This is a genomic window from Methanofastidiosum sp. (assembly GCA_035362715.1).
Classification (GTDB): Archaea; Methanobacteriota_B; Thermococci; order Methanofastidiosales; family Methanofastidiosaceae; genus Methanofastidiosum.
Genome location: DAOSDU010000010.1, coordinates 39,139 through 59,448, shown reverse-complemented (window position 1 = coordinate 59,448; position 20,310 = coordinate 39,139). Strand labels below are relative to the sequence as shown.

Genomic DNA, 20,310 nt, shown 5'->3' with positions numbered 1-20,310 from the left:
GTAGTTATATGCGTTTATTCTGGCAGGACTGAGGATAGCGGTGCTGTGAGCACATCAAATTACAAGGCTAGAGAGTTGGGTATCAAGGCTGGAATGCCCATAATAATTGCAAAGAGGATTGCAAAAGGCAAAGATGTCGCATTCTTACCTGTCGACATGGATTATTATAGAGAAGTATCGGATAGGATAATGGATTTAATGGAAGATGAATCAGACATAATGGAACAAGTCAGTATAGATGAAGCCTACCTAGATGTTACGGAAAGGACAGACGGAGATTTAGATAAGGCGATTGAAATAGCAAACACAATAAAAGAAAAAATAACTTCTCAAGAGGGTTTGACTGCGTCAGTTGGTATATCCTCTAATAAATTTGTTGCCAAGATGGCATCTGACTTTCAAAAACCAAATGGATTGACTGTTGTTGAGGAAAGAGAAATAATACCATTTCTAGAGAATCTAAAAGTCTCTAAATTACATGGGATTGGTGGTAAAACAACTAAATCTCTAAATGATCTTGGTATTGAAACTGCAAGTGATCTGGGCTCATACGATTTAATAGAGCTTGAAGAAATATTTGGCAAGAATAAAGCCAGACTACTTCATGATAAATCCTTAGGTATAGATGAGACACCAGTTGAACCAAGAGAGAAAAAACAACTTTCAAGAATAGGAACTTTAAAAGCAGATACAAACGATAAAGATATAATTTTTGATAAGATACTTGGGTTATCAACGGATATGCAGCAGCGAATAATAAAAAATAATGTATCATTTAGGACTGTATCACTAATAACTATTGATACTGACTTAAAAACTCAAACAAAAAGTGAAACAATAGCACAAACTAAGGATATTCAGAAAGTTGTTTCAATTTCTAAACGCCTACTTGAAAAATACTTTGAAGAGAATCCTGATAAAAAACTTAGGAGAGTTGGAATAAGAATTTCAAACTTAGAGTTCTCTAAAAGCCAGAAGACTCTAGATGAATTTTAGTAATAAATTTTATCCATACTTACCTTACCGTTAGATAAAACTACGCCTTCATTTTCTAATAACTTTTTTTTCATCTCGAAACCCCCTTGGAATCCGCCCAGAGTTCCATCGGATCTTATTGCACGATGACACGGTATTATTAAAGGAAAAGGGTTGTTGGCCAACGCATTCCCTACTGCCCTTGCACCTTTAGGCGTACCAATTTTTTTTGCAATTCTTGAATAAGTGCTTACATGGCCTCTTGGGATATTATACTCTGCTATTAATACTTTTTTCTCAAAATCAGTGCATATATCAAAATCTAGAAGCCCAAGATCAAATTTGATGTTCTCCCCAGAAATAAACCTCGTTACCTCCAACGTTATTTTTTCGAAAGAATTAGATCTTTTGGCCAAGCTGTATTCATCTCTTAATTTAGAAACTAGAATATTTTTATCCGTAGGTAAAAAAATTCTTATAATTTTCATTTTAGTATTTTCTACTCTCCAGACCAATCCAAAAGTTCCCAAACTAGAGACTTCTATATTATAAAAACACTGCATAATATCCTTTGAGATTATTTAATTAACTCTTCAACTTCCTTTTTCCCTTTTTCTAACTCTTGTGCTTGTTGTTTATCCAAGGTCAGCAAAAGAGTTTGGAATTCCCCCACGTGAGTCTTTTCCTCTTTTGCGATATCTAAGAAAAGCATTTTTATATTTTTATTTGTAGTCATACCTGCAAGTTGTTCATATAAATTTATTGCATCTAGCTCGGCTATAATTCCCGCCCTTAAAATCTCCTTATCTATCTCTTCTTTTTTTACTTTATCAAGATTTATTGGTATATTCGAAAGCATATATACACCCATGATTTAATAATTTTTTAGCTTTATATCGTTTTTGAAATATCAAAGGTCAACGGTAGTTTTAGAAAAAGCGCCTTGATCCTCAACTCTTGATACTCCGTCTCTTTTTGTAACTCTTAATACGTGGTCAACATAGCTTTCAATTTCTGGCTCATGAGAGACTATTATTACTTGATTCATACCAAGCATATCGAGAACATCCCGTACTCTGTCCATCTGCTTTCTTGAAAATCCATCTGTTGGTTCGTCAAGAATTATAATATCTTGTGTTTTTATTTCATCAACTAGATTATTTATTATCCTGTTTAACGCAAGTCTATAGGCAAGTGCAACAGAAGTTCTTTCTCCTCCTGAGAGAGACTCATAGTCCGCGTCAAAACCTTCTTGCCTCAAAACTGGGGTGAAATCCTCATCTATTGAAACTTCTATCTCATCGCCTTCTAGCAGATTTTCAAGCCATTTGGAGAAGTAAGATTCAAACTGCATTCTAAGAGATTCCATAAACTCTTTTTCCATTGTTTCCATTAAACTAATGAAATAATCATCAAGCCAATTGGCAATTCTTTGAAGTTTCTCTCTTATACGGAGGTATTTTTTCTTTTCGTCGATTTCTTTACTGACTCTAAGGAGATCGTTTCCGAGGAGTTCAATCTCTTTTAATTTCTCTGCTTCTTCTCTCTCTTTTTTGATTTTTTCCTCAGTTATTTCTTTTAATTTTTGAAAAATTGCCTGTTTTTCAGCATCTATGCCTAAAAATTGTTTTAATTTCTCTTTTAGATTAATTATGGCCCTCAATAGATTATTCTTTTTATCATTTAAAATTTCTATATCTTTCTTAATATTCAAAGCTTCTCTGTATTTGCCAATAAGTTCAAGATTAGAATCTTTTCTTTTCTCAAGTTCATTTATCTCCGATTCAATTGGGGCGAGTATTTCTATTTCAGCTAGAATTTGTTTTTGTTCCTGAGATTTATTATTAATTAATTCTTCTAAAGGGGAAAGTTGAGAATTTAAACTATTAAGCTCCTTTGATAGAATGGTAAATGAATCTGTTTCTTTGATTAAATGCTCAAGTTTTATTATTTTATCTTTTTCAGAAGCAATTAGGTTTTTGGACTTATAATCTATCTCAGTATCAATTTCTTTTAACTTACTCTCTACTTTTTTAATTAGTTTAATTGTTTCATTTAAAGTAATATTGAAGTCATTTTTCTCTTTCTCAATTCTTTTTATCTCATTCTGTCTGTGGCCCTCAGAAATATTCTGTTTGCACAGGGGGCACAATCCAACGCCTTTTAGAGTACATAATGAGGATAAATCAGATTCAAGAGATCTTAGACTTCCCATAACTATTGAATTTTGTTCTTTATATTCAGAGATCTTCGTATTGTATCTTTCCTTAGATTTCAACAAGCTATCGATTTCTGTGTTAATTCCTTCTTTTCTTTGGTATATATCCTCAATATTTTTTTGTATCCCAGATATTTCATTTCTTATTTCATCGATAGTTCTATCATAGATATCTTTTAGAGAAGAAATGGAATCTTTCTTCGATTTTATTTCTTTAGATATCTTATCAAGTGATTCTTTTTTTTGTGATAATTCAACTTCAAGCTTCCCGGCAATAATTTTACAATTATTAAGCTTCTCCTTTTTCTCTTTAGATTTTTTAAGATTGTCTAAAATAATTTTAATATCATTCTCAATATAAGAAATTTCCTTTTCAATATCAATTTCTTCTTTGCCTGTTAGAATCTGTTTAATCTTTATTTCAAGACTAGATAGATTTTGATCATAAGTTTTTAATTCTCCTTCTTTAGCCGCAACTTCTTTTGAAATAGATTGAAATTGTGTAAATTTTTCTTCTATTTCTTCAGATTTTTTTATAGTTGCAATTTCTTTTATCCTGAAATCTTCTAAAGATTTTTTTATTTCTGCTACATGACTAGTTAGTTTCTCTTTTTTCCCAGAAATAATTTTAAGCTCCTCATTTTTCTCATTTAATCCTTTTGATAGAAGGTCATAACTTGATGCATTTCTTTTAAGTTCAAGCCTTAGATTGTTAGAATTGTCCCTTATTGTCTTATATCTGTCAACCCCAAAGATCCTCCTAAGTATCTCCATTCTATCATCTCTCTTAGATAATAGAATTTGTTTCATTTCCTCCTGAGGAGTGTAAACTGTGTACCTATAAATCGGATTTTTTTGTTTTGAGGACAATTCTTTGGGGTATCCCAATAAAGAGAGTATTTCTACTTTAAGTTCGCTGGGCGTCATTTCTTTTCTGTTACCATCAATTGAAATATAACCAGTTGTCTGTGAGATTGCATCCCCTTTTTTTTGTAGACTTCTCCCAACTATTATTTCCTTTCCCGCTAATTCAAATTCTAAACGGACCATTCCCTCTCGCTCACCCCGCCTAAGGAGGGAAGAAGCCAAAATATCTCCCAAACCAAAAAGTGCAAACTCTATTGATAATAGTATAGTTGATTTGCCAAATCCAATATCCCCTGACAATAAAAATGATCCTTCTGGAAAATCTATTTTTTGATGCTGGTAACTTCTTATATTAAGCATTTCAAGTGAGAGAAGTTTCATCCAAATCCTCCAGAAGATTATTTTTTGAAAGATACTCTATGGACTCGCTAAGAATTCCTTTGTTATAATCATCTTTTTTTTCGCCTTCTTTTTTCTCCCTTGATAGAATATTCATAAAAGTCTTCACAAAAGAAACTGTTTCTGTTTGACAATCTTTAATTTTAATCTGATCTTTATGTCGGACTATCACATCTTCCTCAAGTTTTTCTTTTGTTAATGAAGAATTTTTTATTTCCTTAAACTCTTTGGCTTTAATTTCTCTTGTATCTCTTTTTACTAAAAGTACACCTTTATTTTCTAGATATAAATTGATCTTTTTGAAATTAATATCAGAAAGACTGCCCTCAATTTTTCCCTTAAACTTTAGGACAACTATGCTATCTTTTAAAACATTTTTATCAGCTGCCTGTCTGACTTTCTCTTCAACATTAATTGTATGGGTTCCTTCCAAATTGATTTCTAAAAGAATAACTGGCGCAACTTTTATTGGAATATATTTTTTGTTTAGAATCCCATTATTATAATCAACTAAGTAAAATCCGCCCATTTTGAAAGATAAAAGTTCATCAATATTATTAGGGAATAATGCTCCCGGAAATACGATGTTCTTGTAGTCACCGATTTCAAATTCCCCTTTCTCATGAATATGCCCACCTGCATAATAAAAGAATCCTTTAGGAAGCAAAGAAATTGGCATTGATTCCATTTGGTAAAGATTATCTGGTTTTAGCTCTTGTATAGCGGAATGAAATAAGAATATTTTTTGCCCCTCTTGATTTTCTAGATCCTTTCTATCCAGTAAAGTGTATGTGGCCTTCTCTAGACTACCTCTAATTCCCGATATACCATAAAGCTTAATTTTTGTTTTTTCATCTACAACTCCTTTCAAGATTAGTTTTTCTTTTGTCTGCTCTCCAGAAGTAACTCTTTTTAGAAGTCCTGCTTCATGAAAGACTTTTAGTATTGTTCTGCCTGTAGGGGAAAAATCGTGGGAACCTTCAATAACATAGACCGGTATTTCTTTTACCTTAAGCTCGTATAATTTCTTTGCAGCTTTTGCCATAACATCAATTGTAGGGTTGGAAGAATCAAAAAGGTCTCCGGAAATCAATATAAAGTCAACATTTTCCTGAATAGATATATCGATGGCTTTTTCAAATGTTTTTATTCCGATTTCTCTTAAAGTATCTTCTCTCCAGCCTCCCAAATGAAGATCGGCCATATGCGAAAATTTCACTCTAAGTCGACCCCTCTAACGGTAGTTCTATCTTTTACAAATGTTATATCGTCTTTGAAGATGTCTTCAAAAAGAGGTATTTTCAAAGGTATTGCTAATTTAGAAAATGTGGATGTTAGGAGTGCTTCTCCTATGTCAAGACTAGCAATGTTTCTTGATTCTTCAGATATATCTTGTGGTGAGCTTTCTATTAATGCGCTTCTCTCATTCGACATTTCAGTTCCCATAATTATTTTTGTATTCATATTTGCAAGTATCTCCTTTGGTATAAGGCTTGGAAGTTGAGTTATGGCTACAATGCCTACTCTGAATTTTCTTCCTTCTCTTGCAATCGTCCCAAAAATGTTTGCTCCTTTATCAAGTACCTCTTTACCAAGTACCCTTGGTGCCTCTTCAATTATTATACTAACACATGGTTTATTTTGAAGATGTCCTTTAGAACTCAAATCACGATACCGAGAAAAAATACCCTCGGCAAATATCCCCCCAATTAAAAGTTCTACTTCCCCCCCAAGTTTTGAGGTATCGATAATAACTGTTTTTCCATTTTCTAGATTATCAACTACATTCTTTATTGTAGTAACGCCACTGTTATTTGAGAATAAACTGCTTCTAAAAGAAATTTGTCCATCTTCTGAAGATATCCCAAACACATTGTTGAATTTTCTTTTAAGAACATCAAGTGTTACCGCAGAAACCCCCTCTTCTCTCTCTGCAAGTACGATATTTTCTATCCAGTTTTCTTTATCCCTATTATAAAATAGATAAATACATTCTATTTGGGCTTCTGTCAAAGATACTATGCCTGTGAGGTGCCAAGGTTTAATTGTTTTTAAATCAAGGATAAGAGTACTTGCACCAGGAGGTGGATTTGTGGAATAGTAGATAAGTTTATTTCTAGCGTTGGGATGATCCTTTAATCCTTTTTTTGTCCTCCCATAGTATTCATCATGAGGATCAATGACTAGTAAACCAGCATAAGTTTCGTTCAACAAATTATAGGTAAGGACTTTAACAAGATTGGATTTTCCCTTGCCTGTAGAAGCCGAGATTAACATATGGTGGGTAATAACATCATCTCCCCTAAGGAATACATCAATGTCTAGAACTCTCGAACCACTTCTTATTTTCCCAAAGTAGAGTGGCCTATTCGGCTTTTCAAGGAATTTTAGATCTTCTTCTTTTATCCTTTCAACTGCAGAAAAAAACTTAGGAAGTTTTTTTGGCAGATGATAACGGTTTGGAGTGACAAAAAGGATGGGCTTTAGAATAATAAGAATAAAATTAGAAAGCTCACTATCTAAAAAAGATAGGTTCGAGACTTCCTCTAACTTTAAACCTGCCGCTAAACTTCTAATTCTTTCGGGTATTTGTGATCCATAAGATATATCAAAAACCTGCAGTATGAAATATCCGTTGCCCTCCCTTGCGACGAGTAATTCACCCAGTTCTATGTCAACTCCTGTTTTCTGCCTGATTATTATCCCGCTAAAATCACCTGATACAATTTTTCCTACAACGTCCAATTTAACAACTCCTACATCCACTGTAAACTATCGAGAACATCATGAGCGTCCTCAACGCTGATATTTTCATCAATAAATTTTAGAATTTCCTCATCATCACAAAGAGACAAGAAAAGCGCCTTATGTGTTTCTTTTTCATCGCCCCTAATCCTAGCAATATAATCTGCATCAACTAACCCGTAGGGGTAACCCGGAAATCTAAGGTCAACAGAGTTAGAAGCTATTGTTCCCAAGACTTCCTCAACTCCTTCTCTTCCCAATGCTTTTGCTCTATTCTTTTCTATTTCAAATCTAAAAGTGTACCTTGATGAAGGGTGAAATTTCACAAAATACATTTCTGCATTATGGTCGGGATGGTTTATTTCTGCTACAGGATGATAGTACCATACTTTCTTAGGGCACATTTTATTTCCCAAGAGCCGTATTGCGTATGGTAATGATCTCCCTTTTGAAGTGTAAAGTCTAGACCTTTTAGCAATCCCACAAAAAGTGACTTCTTTTTCAGATGCGGCCTCATAGGCTTTTTTAGAATAGTTATGTTCTCCTGTAATGGCTGTTTGTAGAGAACCGTCTCTTACCAAGATATCGCCTTTTTCAAGCTCTTTTTGGATTATTAGTTCAGAAATTTTCCATTCAAGAAATCGTCTTGCAACTCCACAAACAGACCCCAACTCAGCTCTGAAATTTCTATTTGATATTGTGGGGTCGTGAGAGTTTATGGTCTTATCTGCCTCTTCGATATCAACTCCGTAATCTTTTGAAAAGGGAAATAGTTTGAAATTAAAATTAATGTCTTTTCCTTTGCCTATCGCTTTGCCAAATACATAAAACTCAAATTTTTGAGATAAACTATTTGGAATGATAATTTTATTATTTTTAAATATGTTAAAGTATATCCTGACAAGTCCCAAGTAAACAGAAGGTGACGAAAGCAACTCAATGTTTCCTCCATCTATATAGGTGACCTTTCTATTTGGATCACATTGCTTAAATTCTCTCACATTGCTTTTGCTTAAAGGAAAGGGAGAATATCTTTTATCACTAAACTGGGGTTCCTCACCTTCCAGGACATCACGGTTATAGTTTTCTTCACTCTTTATTAGATTAATAATATCTTTTATTATTTCTATATTCATCTTATTTTAAAAATGAAAACTGAATATAAAAAACTATCTTCTAAAATTATTCTATGAATTCTGCCTTAATGCCACCGACTGCTCTAGCGATAATATTGTAAAATCCGGCAAATATTATCCCCGAAATTGCTCCTAAAATGGCATATATTATTGGAAAAGCTACTATTCCTATTAAAGCAACTAGTGCACCTGTATTAGGCGGGATACTAGCGTACACATCAGGATATAGTTGGGAGCCAAATACTCCAGTAATTACAAAAGCAATTGCAAAGACTATACCTGCAATTAAACCTACAATTAGCCCAATAAAGAAAAACATTTTGGCGACTGAACCGATATCAAATCTTTTTATCTCTTTATTCATTAAATCACAGAACATCTAAAATGCATCAAAATAAATAATTTTCGTATAAAATTAAAATAGGGAAAAAATTATAAATAGTATTTCATTTCAAGAGAGTTTTCAGCAAACCCGCATGCTTTGTAGAATTTCTTTGTCATGGGGTCTCCACCCTCAATGGATACTGTTATGTACTTACATTTGACCCGTTTTCCATAGTTAATTGCAGCTTCTAAAAGTTCTGCCCCAACACCTTTTCCCTTGTACTCATCTTTTATGACAATGTCTTCAATATGACATACGTTGTAACTGTAAAACAGTATTGGTTTAACGAAAAGAGATAAGAACCCACAAATTTCAACACTGTCAAGTAAATTCTCTTCGGCAACAAATATTTTTATGTTCGGATTTTTGATATATTCAGTAAGTATTTTATTAAAATTAGCAATTTCATCAGGAGACTTTAGGGGCACATTGTGCAAACTATCAATAAGATCATATATATTATATCTGTCTCTAAACGAAGCTTCTCTAACCCTCAACGAATTCACCTTATCAAATTTAATATTTAAAGTATATAAAATTAATTTATAATTATCGGTTCTATTTAAATATTAATCTGTTTATTTGACTCATTTTCTTCATTATGGCTTATCATTCTACTTTTAGCTTCGGATTTCATAGGCTTGAGCTTTGGCAGAGTATAAGAAGTAATAATTCCAGCGAAAATTAAAACAAGCCAAAATGAAAGGATCCTGTCTAAAATTGTTGCTGTAAGAGCAATATTTTTCCCCACTTTTAGCGAGGCATATAAAACTGTCATTGTTACTTCTACAACTCCAAGACCTCCAGGCAGTAACGGAAGCAATCCCATGAGAAGGCTTATTGTAGATACAAGTGCAACAAGCAATGGGTTCAAAGGTTTCCCAAGTGCTAAAAAGACAAAATATGTTCTAAGTATCCAGCAGGTCCACATTACTACTGATGCGGCAATAGACCTATACAAAACTTTTCTACTTCTTAGAATTAGTTGAAATTGTTGATGGAAATTTTCTACCATCGATACCGCTAGATCTTCATATTTATTAATTCTCTTAGAAAATTTTCCTAGTATTCTTAAAAACTTAAAAACGACTTTTTCACCAGCTTCTTTGTTGAAACAAACGTAAGTAGCTACCAAAAGTACAAATATATAGATAATGATTACAAATGACAATAAAGCAATCGTAGCCCACCTTACACTATAGAAAAGATTAACATACATCACAGAGAATATCGCTAGAACGAAAAAAGGCAGGGATTCTACAAACCTATCTGCAGTGACTGTGGCAAAAACATTTTCAATTGGGCTGATATTCTCTTCCTTAGAAATAAGGAATGTCTTCATGGGCTCCCCCCCTGTTTTAGCGCTAGGAGTAATATTATTGAAGAAAACACCAACCATTGTTGCAACAAATACATTTCTCATAGAAACTTTTGGCTTTAAGGATTCAAGAAGAGGTTTCCATTTATAGGCCTCAAAAATTAAATTAAGCAATTGGAATACAACTGCAAGGCCTAAATATAACGGATTAGCACTCTTTATCAAAGTAATGAATTCATTATAGCCTACAAATTGAACAAAAATTAGTATTAATATTATTCCTGCGGTAAAAGGTAGAATGGTCTTATAGTTTACCATTTTTAGTTCCCTCAAACTTTATCATCTTGTCTACTTGGGTTAGCACTTTATCAACAAAAGAATTTTTCCTTTCGATTTCTTTGCCCAACAGATAGTATTTAATGAATACCATCACAATTCCAATTGCTATTGGGCCTACAAAGATTCCTATTGCTCCAAAGGCTAAAAGTCCTCCAAAGAATCCAAATAAAAATATCATTGGATGTATTTTGGCGTATTTTCCTGCAAGTTTTGGCTTGATGTAAAGTTCAGGTATTATAGTTACTAATACCTGACCTAGGATAAAAACATAAATTCCGGTCATTGCCTGCCCTTTCATTATGTAGACGACAGCAATTCCTGAAAATAACATCCAAGGGCCCAATATTGGCGCAAAATCCATAAAACCAGACATGATGGCCAGAAGTAAGGGGTAAGGTATTCCAAATATTAAAAAGATAAAGTAACTAATTATTGTAGTGAAAATTGCTTTTAAAATATTAACGAGGATAATACTTTCAAAAACAATGTCAATCCCGTGGAGAAGGGATGAGATTGTCTTCTTTTTATTTTCGGGTAACAAAGTAACAAATGTATTTTTAATAGTTCCGCCTTCTTTTAATAGGTACAATGCAAGTATTGATGCAAGCAAAAGTTTCATTGCAAATTCAGGTATATGAATTGTAAGGTCAATTATTTCTTCAGAGATATAAGATATTAGTTCATGTAATTTTGCAGTTAATATATTTGCAATCTTGTCAAGGTCATTTGAATATTCTATGCCATAGTAGTTAAGAAATGAGATGAATAAATTCTTGGAATAGGTATCCAGGTCATTAAATATCATCATTAATTTCTCAAAAATTTTTTCTTTGATAACATAATTGATAGTTGCAGCTGCAAGATAAAAGAAAAGTAAAAAAGTAGGTATTATGATTATTATGGCCGAAAGTATTGCTGCATATGTTTTGCTCATGTATTTAATCAATACAATGTTAATTGGCCTCATAAGGTAAACTAGTACAAATGTTACAATTAGCGCATCTACAAGAGGAAAAAGAGTAAGTGCTGCAATTATAAGAAAGAATGTGAATATTGAGGCAATTGCAATTTTATACTCTATTTCTTCCATAGCATCGTCTCTTTTTAATTATAAATAGTATAGGGGTATATAAATTTAAAGGGCGAAAAGTTCAGGATTAGCAAGTATTGAATCGGCAATTCTTTTTGAAACTTTATCGTCCCATAGCGGAGGTTTTGGATATATTTTCTTTCTTTTTGGGATTTCTTGTAACGCAGAAGTTAATTTTAATGTATCTGTTCCGACAAGGATATTTGCACCATTTTTTAGAGTAACTATTCTTTCAGTATTTTCCCTAAGGGTAATGCAAGGTATATCCAGCATTAAGGCCTCTTCTTGAATTCCTCCAGAATCAGTCATCACAAATTTTGAGTTCGACATCAACCATAAAAAGTCAAGATAACCTAGCGGCTCAATTATTTCTATATTTGCTCCAAGTTTCTTTAGATGCCCAAGTTCTTCCAAAACTTTTTTTGTTCGTGGGTGGAGGGGAACAATAATCTTATGGCCAATCTTAGCTAAAGAAGCGAATAATTCAATAAGTTTTTCGGGATCGGCTGTATTTTCAGCCCTATGAATAGTCATTAGCCCATAAGTTTCAGATTCTAAAGATAAATTCTTTAGAATATTGGATTTTTTTGATTTTTGGAGATGGGATAACAATGTCTCAACCATTACATTTCCAACGAAAAATATCCTTTTTTTATCTGCCCCTTCAGATATCAAATTATTTACTGCATCTTCTGTGGGTGCGAATAAAAACTGAGATATTCTGTCAACAAGTATCCGGTTAATTTCTTCCGGCATCCTCATATCAAATGAACGATATCCAGATTCCACATGAGCCACAGGAATCTGCATTTTAATAGAAGATATCGCACCGGCAAGTGTAGAATTTACATCCCCTACAACAACTGTCAAATCAGGCTTTTCTAGACGTAATACTTCCTCTATTCGTGACATCATAGTGCCTGTCTGAACTCCATGCGTTCCAGAACCTATACCTAGAAAAACATCAGGTTTTGGCAGTTCTAAATCTTCAAAAAAAACCCTGTTCATGTTCTCATCATAGTGTTGACCTGTATGCACGAGGGCCTGATCTATTTTTCTTTTTTTAAGCTCTTCATAAATGGGCTTTATTTTCATGAAGTTAGGTCTTGCACCCACTATTGAGAGTATTTTCATAAGAAATGATTAAAAATTATGCTTTTAAAAGTTTTGATTTGACTTTTTCAAAATATGAAACGGTTTTACTATTATTTCATCTAAACTTTTATATATTGTTTCATCTTTATTTATAGTGTAATAATTAAATTATAACAAGGAGGTATGCTATGAGTAATGGCGATGGATTGAAAGTTTTATCTGCAGTACTTGCAGTGCTTTTATTAGTATCAATAATAGGAAACTTCTTTTTCTTGTATCGTTCACTTTCAGACACGGGACAAGGAACTCAGTACAATGTTTTGCTTACTGAGAAGATTGGACTTGATAATAAAATATCTTTGTTAGAATCACAGCTATCAGATAAAAATAAGAAAATAACAGACCTTGAGTCGGAGGTTAGATCTCTTAAATCTCAGTACGATTCTGCCCAAAGAAACGTTGATTTGAAACAAAAGGTTGTTGACAACTATGAAACTCGGGTGAAATCGTTAGAGGATCAGCTTTACAACTGTGAGCATAAAACTCCCAAGATTACAACATATACTTCATATTGTTCATGTGGATACTACAAGTATAACTGCACATGTAATGGATACTGCTACTATGACTGGTACTGCCCAAGTTCATGCTCGTGCTGTTACACCAGTAGTTGCACAAACTGTTAAAATAATTTGAGGAAGAATCTTATGAGTCGAAAATTCCATTGGAGACTCTAAGTTCTCCCTCGACATTTTTTCTTTTTTATTCTATATATGCCTTTCGCTGTTTTTGGTAATTTTTAATTGTAATTATATTTATAATCTAATTTTATTCATCAGTAGTATGAGAAATAGAATAGTAGGCGTTCTGATAATTTTTGTGGCTCTATTAATGGGATTTATTATTTTCTCCTTTAACCGAGCGATGACAGAAATAGTAAATACGTCATGTGAACACGGGTCATCATGTCCTATGTGGGGAACAATTGATTTTCAGACCAATGTCAGCATCGCTATAATGAGCTTTGTAGTTATAATAGGGATCTATCTTATCTTTTTTGGAAAAGAAGAAAGAAACCCGGCTAAAGGAGAAATAAAGGATGCATCCATTAAAAAAGAAGCTTATGAAAAAATCATGAAAACCTTAAATGATGAGGAAAAAACAGTATTAGAAAGGATTATAGATGCAAACGGCACTATTTTCCAATCTGGCCTTACAGACGAAACAAACTTTAACAAGGTAAAAGTAACTAGAATTTTAGACAAACTGGAAGGAAGAGGAATAATAGAGCGAAGAAGACGTGGCATGACTAACGTTGTTATATTGAAACACTGAAACTATCCGAAACTAGTTTCAAACAATGCCTAATAAAGAGTTTCATTACAATTTTTTCTATAGCTAAAATCAATAGGAGGTAAAGCTATGGAAAAAACAACAATAAAAATAGAAGAGATGCATTGTAAAAGCTGTGTACACTCTATTAAAGACAAAGTATCATCGCTAAAAGGGGTAAAAAGTGTTAAAGTCAATCTGTTGGACAATAATGCCATTATAGAGTTTAATTCAGACATCATAACTTTAGAAAAAATTCAAATTGAGATAGAAAATCTAGGTTATTCGACTGGACTAAATTCTAAAAAAAAGAAATCAAATAATATTCTAAAAGCTCTGGTTTATGGAATTATTCCTCACATTGGTTGCATAGGATTCATTGTTGGATCAGTACTTGGTGTATCTTTACTCATGCAGTTTTTTAGACCTCTTTTAATGAGCAGATACTTTTTCTACGGGCTTGTTGCACTATCTCTTGGATTTGCAACTATTTCAGTAGTACTATACTTGAAAAATAACGAACTTCTATCTATGAATGGATTAAAGAGAAAATGGAAGTATGTTTCAATAACATATGGTTCAACAGTTGGAATAAATTTGACATTATTTTTGATAGTTTTCCCGATGCTTGCAAATGTTTCTGCTTCAACTGGACGAGATCAGACAACAGTAGGCACAGTTGAATTCATCACTTTAAAAGTTAATATACCATGTTCAGGTCATGCTCCCTTGATATCGGAGGAACTAAAGAGTATCAACGGAGTCCAAGAAGTTAAATATAGCACACCGAATACATTTGCTGTTAAATACGATTCTGGGAGAACTACTAAAATAGAAATATTGAATCTCGCAGTTTTTAGAGAGTATCCTGCGACAGTATTAAACGAAACCTCTTTGAAGGATAATTCCTCAATCACCCCTTCAACTAACAACTCGACATCCGGATGTGCATTCTGCAGGTGAAAGTAATTTTTTGAAAGATTCAGTAATATGATAAAAGGTGAATATATGAAAAAAATAATTATGCTTAAATCTTTGATAATTACATCCTTTTTTATTTCACTAGTTTTATTTTCTGGATGTAATTCTGCAAAAGAGGTTAGTGCAAATACCGATAGTAAGTCTAGCGTACAAACACAGATTAATCAAATTAGTATACCTCTATCCGAAATAACTGAAAAGGCCAAGTGGTACAAATATGAAATTGACAATAAAACAATTTCGTACTTTGCCGTTAAAGCATCTGATGGGAGAATAAAGGTTGCTTTTGACGCATGTGACGTATGCTATCCAGAAAAGAAAGGCTATAGGCAATTAGGAAGTGATATGGTCTGTAACAATTGTGGACTAAAGTTTGCCATAGGGGGAATCGGAACAGAAAATAAAGCAAGCGGTGGATGCTGGCCAGGATACTTGCCTGCGACAATAGAAGGCGATTATCTAAAAATTAGCAGACAAAATTTAGAAAACGGCAAGTGGAGATTTTAATAAATTTTAATTTTTTACTTTATTATTAATAGGTATCGCTCTAAATAATTATTACTAAATAGATATAAATACTTTTAACAATGATAAGTATTACGAGGGAATAAAATGTTGGGGAAAGAAACTAAAAAAGCAGAGATTAAAGTAACTGGCATGACATGCGCGACATGCGCGACAACTATAGAGAAATCTCTTCTAGATTTAGATGGAGTTTCTAAGGCAGAAGTTAATCTTGCAAGGGAAATAGCATCTGTAGAATATGACCCAAAAATACTGAAGATTAATGACCTTGACAGTGCTGTAAAGGATGCGGGCTACGATGTGATAAATGAAAAAGCTATTCTAAAAGTTGGTGGAATGACATGTGTTATGTGTGCCAACTCAATTGAAAGTGCTTTGGGAAGATTAGACGGTGTTGTGGAAGTCAACGTGAATGTATCCTCTGAGAAAGTGTATGTGACATTTAATCCCAAAGTTGTTTCAATATCCGATATGAAAAAAGCAATAGAAGAATCAGGCTATCAATATCTGGGAGTTGAAGGCGAAGCCTTGGAGGAGCTTAAACTAGAAGAAAATCAGAAAAATAAGAAACACAGGATAATTGTTGGTGCAGTAGTCTCTGCTATATTGATGGGATTAATGTACGCCCCAATGGTTATGCTACCGCATGGCATATCAATGTCATTTCTAATGTTTTTAATAGCCCTGCCAGCTTTCATATACTTAAGTTACCCCATATTTAATGCGGCTTACAGGTCACTTAAGAATAGGAACCTGAACATGGACGTTATGTACTCTATGGGTATTGGAGTTGCCTTTTTTTCAAGTATTCTTGGTACTTTCAATGTTTTATTGGGCAGTGAGTTCATGTTCTATGAAGCTGCTGTGATGCTTGCTACATTTTTAACCTTAGGCAGATTTCTTGAAGAGAGGGCAAAAGGAAAGACTTCTGAATCTATAAAAAGATTGATGGGACTACAGGCAAAGAGTGCTACAGTTATTCGAGATGGGAAAGAAGTAGATATTTCAATAGAAGATGTTATTGTTGGGGATATAGTTATAGTAAAACCTGGAGAAAAAATTCCTGTTGATGGAGAGACTATTTCCGGACAAAGCTATGTTGATGAATCAATGATATCTGGAGAGCCTATCCCTGTTTTCAAGGAAAAGGGAAGTAAACTAATTGGCGCAACTATAAATAAGAATAGTATTCTAAATTTTAGGGCCACAAAGGTCGGGAAGGATACGGTGCTTTCTCAGATAATAAAGCTAGTAGAAGAAGCTCAAGGGTCCAAACCCGAAATACAAAAAATTGCAGATAAGGCTGTAAGTTACTTTATACCTACAGTTTTAGCAATTGCTGCAATATCTTTTGTAAGCTGGTATTATATCTTTAACAGTACATTCTTATTTGCAATAACAAGTTTAATTTCAATTCTTGTTATCGCATGCCCCTGTGCTCTTGGGCTTGCAACTCCAACTGCAATTACAGTCGGCATTGGAAAAGGAGCAGATTTAGGAATTCTAATTAAAAATGGAGATGCTTTGCAGCTTTCAGAGAAGTTAACTGCAGTCTTGTTTGATAAAACTGGAACTTTAACCAAAGGTAAGCCAGATGTCACAGATATACTCGCATTTGGTATAGACAAAGATCAACTTCTCAGGATAACTGCAAGTGTAGAAAAAAATTCAGACCATCCTTTAGCAAATGCAATAGTCAAAAGAGCTGAAGAAAACGGTATTGGGCTATCAGGAAGTAAAAATTTTGATACCTTCGGAGGAAAAGGAGTAAAGGCAACTGTTTCGGGAAAAGAAGTAATAATTGGAAATAGAACTCTTTTCAATGAGAAGAAAATTTCAATTATAAATGAAATTGAAGAACAAATAACAAAGCTTGAAAATGAAGGGAAGACCGCAGTTTTAATATCAATTGAAAACAAGCTTTCAGGGGTAATTGGAATTGCAGACACTCTAAAGGAAACTTCTAAGGAGTCTATTAAAAAACTGATGGATTCTGGAATTAAGGTGTACATGATTACAGGAGACAACAAACGTACTGCTTCTGCAATAGGCAAAGTTTTGTCAATAAAGAACATACTTGCAGAAGTCCTTCCAGAAGATAAGGCCAAAGAAGTCAAAAGGCTCCAAAATAATGGGGAAATTGTAGCCTTTGTTGGAGATGGCATAAATGATGCGCCCGCTCTAGCTCAAGCAGATGTAGGTATAGCAATTGGCAGCGGAACTGATGTTGCAATAGAAAGTGGAGATATAGTTCTAGTTAAGAATGATATAAGAGATGTTGTGTCTGCCATTAAGTTAAGTAGGAAAGTTATGCAAAGGATTAAACAGAATCTTTTTTGGGCATTTGCTTATAATACTGCGCTCATACCCGTTGCAGCAGGTATTTTGTACCCAACTTTTGGGATTACTTTAAGGCCTGAGTTTGCAGGTTTTGCTATGGCTATGAGTTCTGTTACAGTTGTAACACTTTCACTCATGCTAAAAAGATTTAATCCAGGAAAAAATTAGAGGAGGGATATTTTGGCTATTGATCCAGTTTGTAAAATGACAGTTGATGAAAAAACTGCGAAGTTTAAGAGTGACTATAAAGGCAAAACATATTACTTTTGTGCCCCCGGGTGCAAGAAGAGTTTTGATCTGAATCCAGAAAAATACTTGAATTAAATAACCAAAAGTTTTATAAGTATTTATAAAAATGGTTTGTTAAGCCCCGTTAGTCTAGTCCGGTCAAGAATGCGGCCCTTTCGAGGCCGTGGCACGGGTTCAAATCCCGTACGGGGCACTTTTACAGCAGTTGAAATCCCCCGGCTGAAAAAGGTCAAAAAATTCTGAAAAAAACTTTGTTGAATAAGATTAACAACAAATAAATAATACTATATCAAAAAAGTCAGAAAAAGAAAGAAAAAAGCTTTATTAAATTTGTTTCTTCTAGAACCAAGATGTTCTGGCAATCAAACAAACAGTAAACCCATAAGGTCTTCTAGAGCCTTATTTGTTGCCTCGCCGTTTCTTCCACCAACTATTAAAACATTGTTCTCGTAGAATACATTTATTATATATTCCCGCTGTCCAAATGATCTTGACCATACTACTTTTGACATGCCTGAATCGTATAGCTCCTTTATTATTAGATTACTTTCTTCATTTCCAATTAGGATTAAGTTCTTCTTTGCCTTATCTTCGCCTGTAACATCAATGTCTCTTTTTATAAGTGAGGCGGGCTCAATCTTAACTGTTGAATCGTAATACAAATACAATTTTGACTTTCTCTGGCTTACTTCAAGCTCAATACCATTGCCATCTTTCTGCTTGTAGTTTGAGTCAAGTATGTCTATTTTGAAATAGTTCTTTGGACCATAAAAAGTCTGAGGGTCACAGCATGTTAGGTCTATTTTATCACACAATATTACATTGATTGTGTCATAGGTGCACTTCTTAAATCTTGGATGCAATGGATTTAAATCAAGAAAATCATCACATGTCCCATATTTTCCATCTTTTCCTGGATTTACATAGGCGGGAGCGAAAAATGGAATTTTAATTGAAGCATTGCATTCTTCTCCAGGAGTTTCAAATACAGGGATCTGCTGCTCTTCAGGGGATAGATTTCCATCGCCGTTAAGGTCAACGCCCAACGCAATAATATCTTCCCAAAGATTAGATATGGTAAGATTATAGTCATTTGGATATGTAACAAATGGCATGCAACAAGGCGTTTCTTCAATTGCACCATAATCTTTTAGCGAATAAACATCAAACTCTGCAAGTAAGCTATTATCTGCACCCTCAAAAACTTTTATTCCATCAATATAGAAAACTGGCACAGTCCAGATGGTCTCTTCATGGCCATCAATGTCTCTTGTTCCCTTCTCAAATAAGAAGTATGGATCGTTCTCGTATTGCCTTGTTGGAACGGTTGTAAATGAGCCGCACCCTCCTTTAGGGTCACAAAGCCCCACACAGGTACAGCACCTTGAACTATTAGCGTCCATTAACATAAGAAAGTCATTGCTTTTCCCGGTGAAATCAGACACTCTGAGGTAAACTTTATACTCTCCTGAAAAGTTTTCGCCGCTTTTAACTTTAAACTTGTCATCCTTGGATGTTTCTTCAGTTGTAGGGCTGTGAATATCTAGAAGCGTTACAGTGTACCATCCAAATACTCTGGTATCTCCTACCTTAAATATAGTTTCGGGAGAATAGATAGGAATTCCATAAATGAAGTAACTTATATTTTGATCTTTAGAATGGTAAACACCGTTATTAATAATTGGGTACTCCCTTTCAAATAATCTGATTTTGTAAGAGTTATAGGGTATATCATAAAGAGGGCCGCCACATCCAGCAAAAACTTTCCTTTGGAAAGGCGTACGGATATATGTTACTCTATAAATGATGTCGGACATGTTAAAGTCAAGGCAGTGATCATCAGGGACCTCAATATCTGATAGCTTTATTATACTCTCTTCATGCGTTTCGTTATAATCAAATGCCTTGTCACCATCCCCATAAGGGTACAAAAATGATGAGTACTTGTATCCATCATCCCACCAAAGTGATTTTAATCCGTCTGCCACCCTAACTGAATTCACTGTAGCATTAGCGGGGTCTATTCTTATCGTGTCGCTTGCATTTAGATTTTTTAAAGAAACTTTGTATTCCTCATATATTGTATTCTCAATTCTCTCAGTGTGTCTGTTGGCTATAAGAAAAGCAAGTTTAGAAGCAGATATGATGTCTTTTGAGGTTGCTGTTTCACCAACAACTATCATAGATTTTACTGTATCTCCGTCAAAAAAGAAATCATCTCTCGGTACGGAAGAGGAGCTAACATTAGAAGGTAAGAATATAGAAATAAAAATAATTGAAAGTAATATTAGGCCCCTTTTCATGTATACACCGATA

19 protein-coding genes and 1 tRNA gene are annotated in these 20,310 nt (G+C 33.9%); 8 read left to right on the top strand and 12 right to left on the bottom strand.

Annotated elements, in window-relative coordinates:
• The coding region (locus PLI06_07390; GenBank protein HOI77415.1) for a DNA polymerase IV at positions 1-996 on the top strand (996 nt) is incomplete at its 5' end.
• Here PLI06_07390 and PLI06_07385 read toward each other — a convergent pair.
• From PLI06_07385 to wecB, 11 genes are all read right to left on the bottom strand, one after another.
• A complete protein-coding gene (locus PLI06_07385; GenBank protein ID HOI77414.1) occupies positions 993-1,463 on the bottom strand; it encodes an MGMT family protein in 471 nt (156 codons plus the stop codon). The two genes, PLI06_07390 and PLI06_07385, sit on opposite strands and share 4 nt — an antisense overlap.
• 89 nt (positions 1,464-1,552) lie before the next feature.
• A complete protein-coding gene (locus tag PLI06_07380; protein HOI77413.1) occupies positions 1,553-1,834 on the bottom strand; it encodes a ferritin family protein in 282 nt (93 codons plus the stop codon).
• Positions 1,835-1,885: 51 nt separating this feature from the next.
• The gene (locus PLI06_07375; GenBank protein HOI77412.1) at positions 1,886-4,441 is read right to left on the bottom strand and encodes an SMC family ATPase; all 2,556 of its coding nucleotides are present in this window, start codon (positions 4,439-4,441) and stop codon (positions 1,886-1,888) included.
• Positions 4,422-5,678: a DNA repair exonuclease gene (locus tag PLI06_07370; GenBank protein HOI77411.1), complete on the bottom strand. Its 1,257-nt coding sequence runs from the start codon at positions 5,676-5,678 to the stop codon at positions 4,422-4,424. The genes PLI06_07375 and PLI06_07370 overlap by 20 nt, the downstream gene beginning before the upstream one ends.
• Complete coding sequence (locus tag PLI06_07365) at positions 5,675-7,204, bottom strand: ATP-binding protein (GenBank protein HOI77410.1); 1,530 nt, start codon at positions 7,202-7,204, stop codon at positions 5,675-5,677. Before PLI06_07365 ends, PLI06_07370 begins: the two co-directional genes overlap by 4 nt.
• Positions 7,205-7,215: 11 nt before the next feature.
• On the bottom strand, positions 7,216-8,340 hold the full coding sequence (locus PLI06_07360; protein ID HOI77409.1) for a DNA double-strand break repair nuclease NurA: 1,125 nt from the start codon (positions 8,338-8,340) through the stop codon (positions 7,216-7,218).
• Positions 8,341-8,386: 46 nt separating this feature from the next.
• Positions 8,387-8,704: a hypothetical protein gene (locus PLI06_07355; GenBank protein HOI77408.1), complete on the bottom strand. Its 318-nt coding sequence runs from the start codon at positions 8,702-8,704 to the stop codon at positions 8,387-8,389.
• A gap of 68 nt (positions 8,705-8,772) precedes the next feature.
• A complete protein-coding gene (locus tag PLI06_07350; GenBank protein HOI77407.1) occupies positions 8,773-9,222 on the bottom strand; it encodes a GNAT family N-acetyltransferase in 450 nt (149 codons plus the stop codon).
• A gap of 65 nt (positions 9,223-9,287) precedes the next feature.
• Complete coding sequence (locus PLI06_07345) at positions 9,288-10,361, bottom strand: flippase-like domain-containing protein (GenBank protein HOI77406.1); 1,074 nt, start codon at positions 10,359-10,361, stop codon at positions 9,288-9,290.
• On the bottom strand, positions 10,348-11,472 hold the full coding sequence (locus PLI06_07340; GenBank protein ID HOI77405.1) for an AI-2E family transporter: 1,125 nt from the start codon (positions 11,470-11,472) through the stop codon (positions 10,348-10,350). Before PLI06_07340 ends, PLI06_07345 begins: the two co-directional genes overlap by 14 nt.
• A 45-nt stretch (positions 11,473-11,517) precedes the next feature.
• Complete coding sequence (gene wecB / locus PLI06_07335) at positions 11,518-12,606, bottom strand: UDP-N-acetylglucosamine 2-epimerase (non-hydrolyzing) (GenBank protein ID HOI77404.1); 1,089 nt, start codon at positions 12,604-12,606, stop codon at positions 11,518-11,520.
• A 149-nt stretch (positions 12,607-12,755) separates the two neighbouring features.
• On the opposite strand from wecB, the gene PLI06_07330 reads away from it, so the two are divergent.
• The 7 genes from PLI06_07330 (at position 12,756) to PLI06_07300 (ending at position 18,187) form a co-directional block, all read left to right on the top strand.
• Positions 12,756-13,253 carry a hypothetical protein gene (locus PLI06_07330; protein ID HOI77403.1) on the top strand — a complete coding sequence of 166 codons (498 nt, stop codon included), beginning with the start codon at positions 12,756-12,758 and terminating at the stop codon, positions 13,251-13,253.
• A gap of 157 nt (positions 13,254-13,410) precedes the next feature.
• A complete protein-coding gene (locus tag PLI06_07325; GenBank protein ID HOI77402.1) occupies positions 13,411-13,902 on the top strand; it encodes a MarR family transcriptional regulator in 492 nt (163 codons plus the stop codon).
• Positions 13,903-13,989: 87 nt separating this feature from the next.
• Positions 13,990-14,862 carry a cation transporter gene (locus tag PLI06_07320; protein ID HOI77401.1) on the top strand — a complete coding sequence of 291 codons (873 nt, stop codon included), beginning with the start codon at positions 13,990-13,992 and terminating at the stop codon, positions 14,860-14,862.
• A gap of 45 nt (positions 14,863-14,907) precedes the next feature.
• Entirely contained in the window at positions 14,908-15,387 is a 480-nt protein-coding gene (locus tag PLI06_07315) for a DUF2318 domain-containing protein (GenBank protein HOI77400.1), read from the top strand.
• Positions 15,388-15,492: 105 nt separating this feature from the next.
• Positions 15,493-17,913 carry a heavy metal translocating P-type ATPase gene (locus PLI06_07310; GenBank protein HOI77399.1) on the top strand — a complete coding sequence of 807 codons (2,421 nt, stop codon included), beginning with the start codon at positions 15,493-15,495 and terminating at the stop codon, positions 17,911-17,913.
• A gap of 12 nt (positions 17,914-17,925) precedes the next feature.
• The gene (locus PLI06_07305; protein ID HOI77398.1) at positions 17,926-18,069 is read left to right on the top strand and encodes a YHS domain-containing protein; all 144 of its coding nucleotides are present in this window, start codon (positions 17,926-17,928) and stop codon (positions 18,067-18,069) included.
• Between the two features lie 43 nt (positions 18,070-18,112).
• Positions 18,113-18,187 (top strand) — tRNA-Glu (locus PLI06_07300).
• Between the two features lie 169 nt (positions 18,188-18,356).
• Here PLI06_07300 and PLI06_07295 read toward each other — a convergent pair.
• Entirely contained in the window at positions 18,357-20,297 is a 1,941-nt protein-coding gene (locus PLI06_07295) for a hypothetical protein (protein ID HOI77397.1), read from the bottom strand.
• Positions 20,298-20,310: the final 13 nt, after the last annotated feature.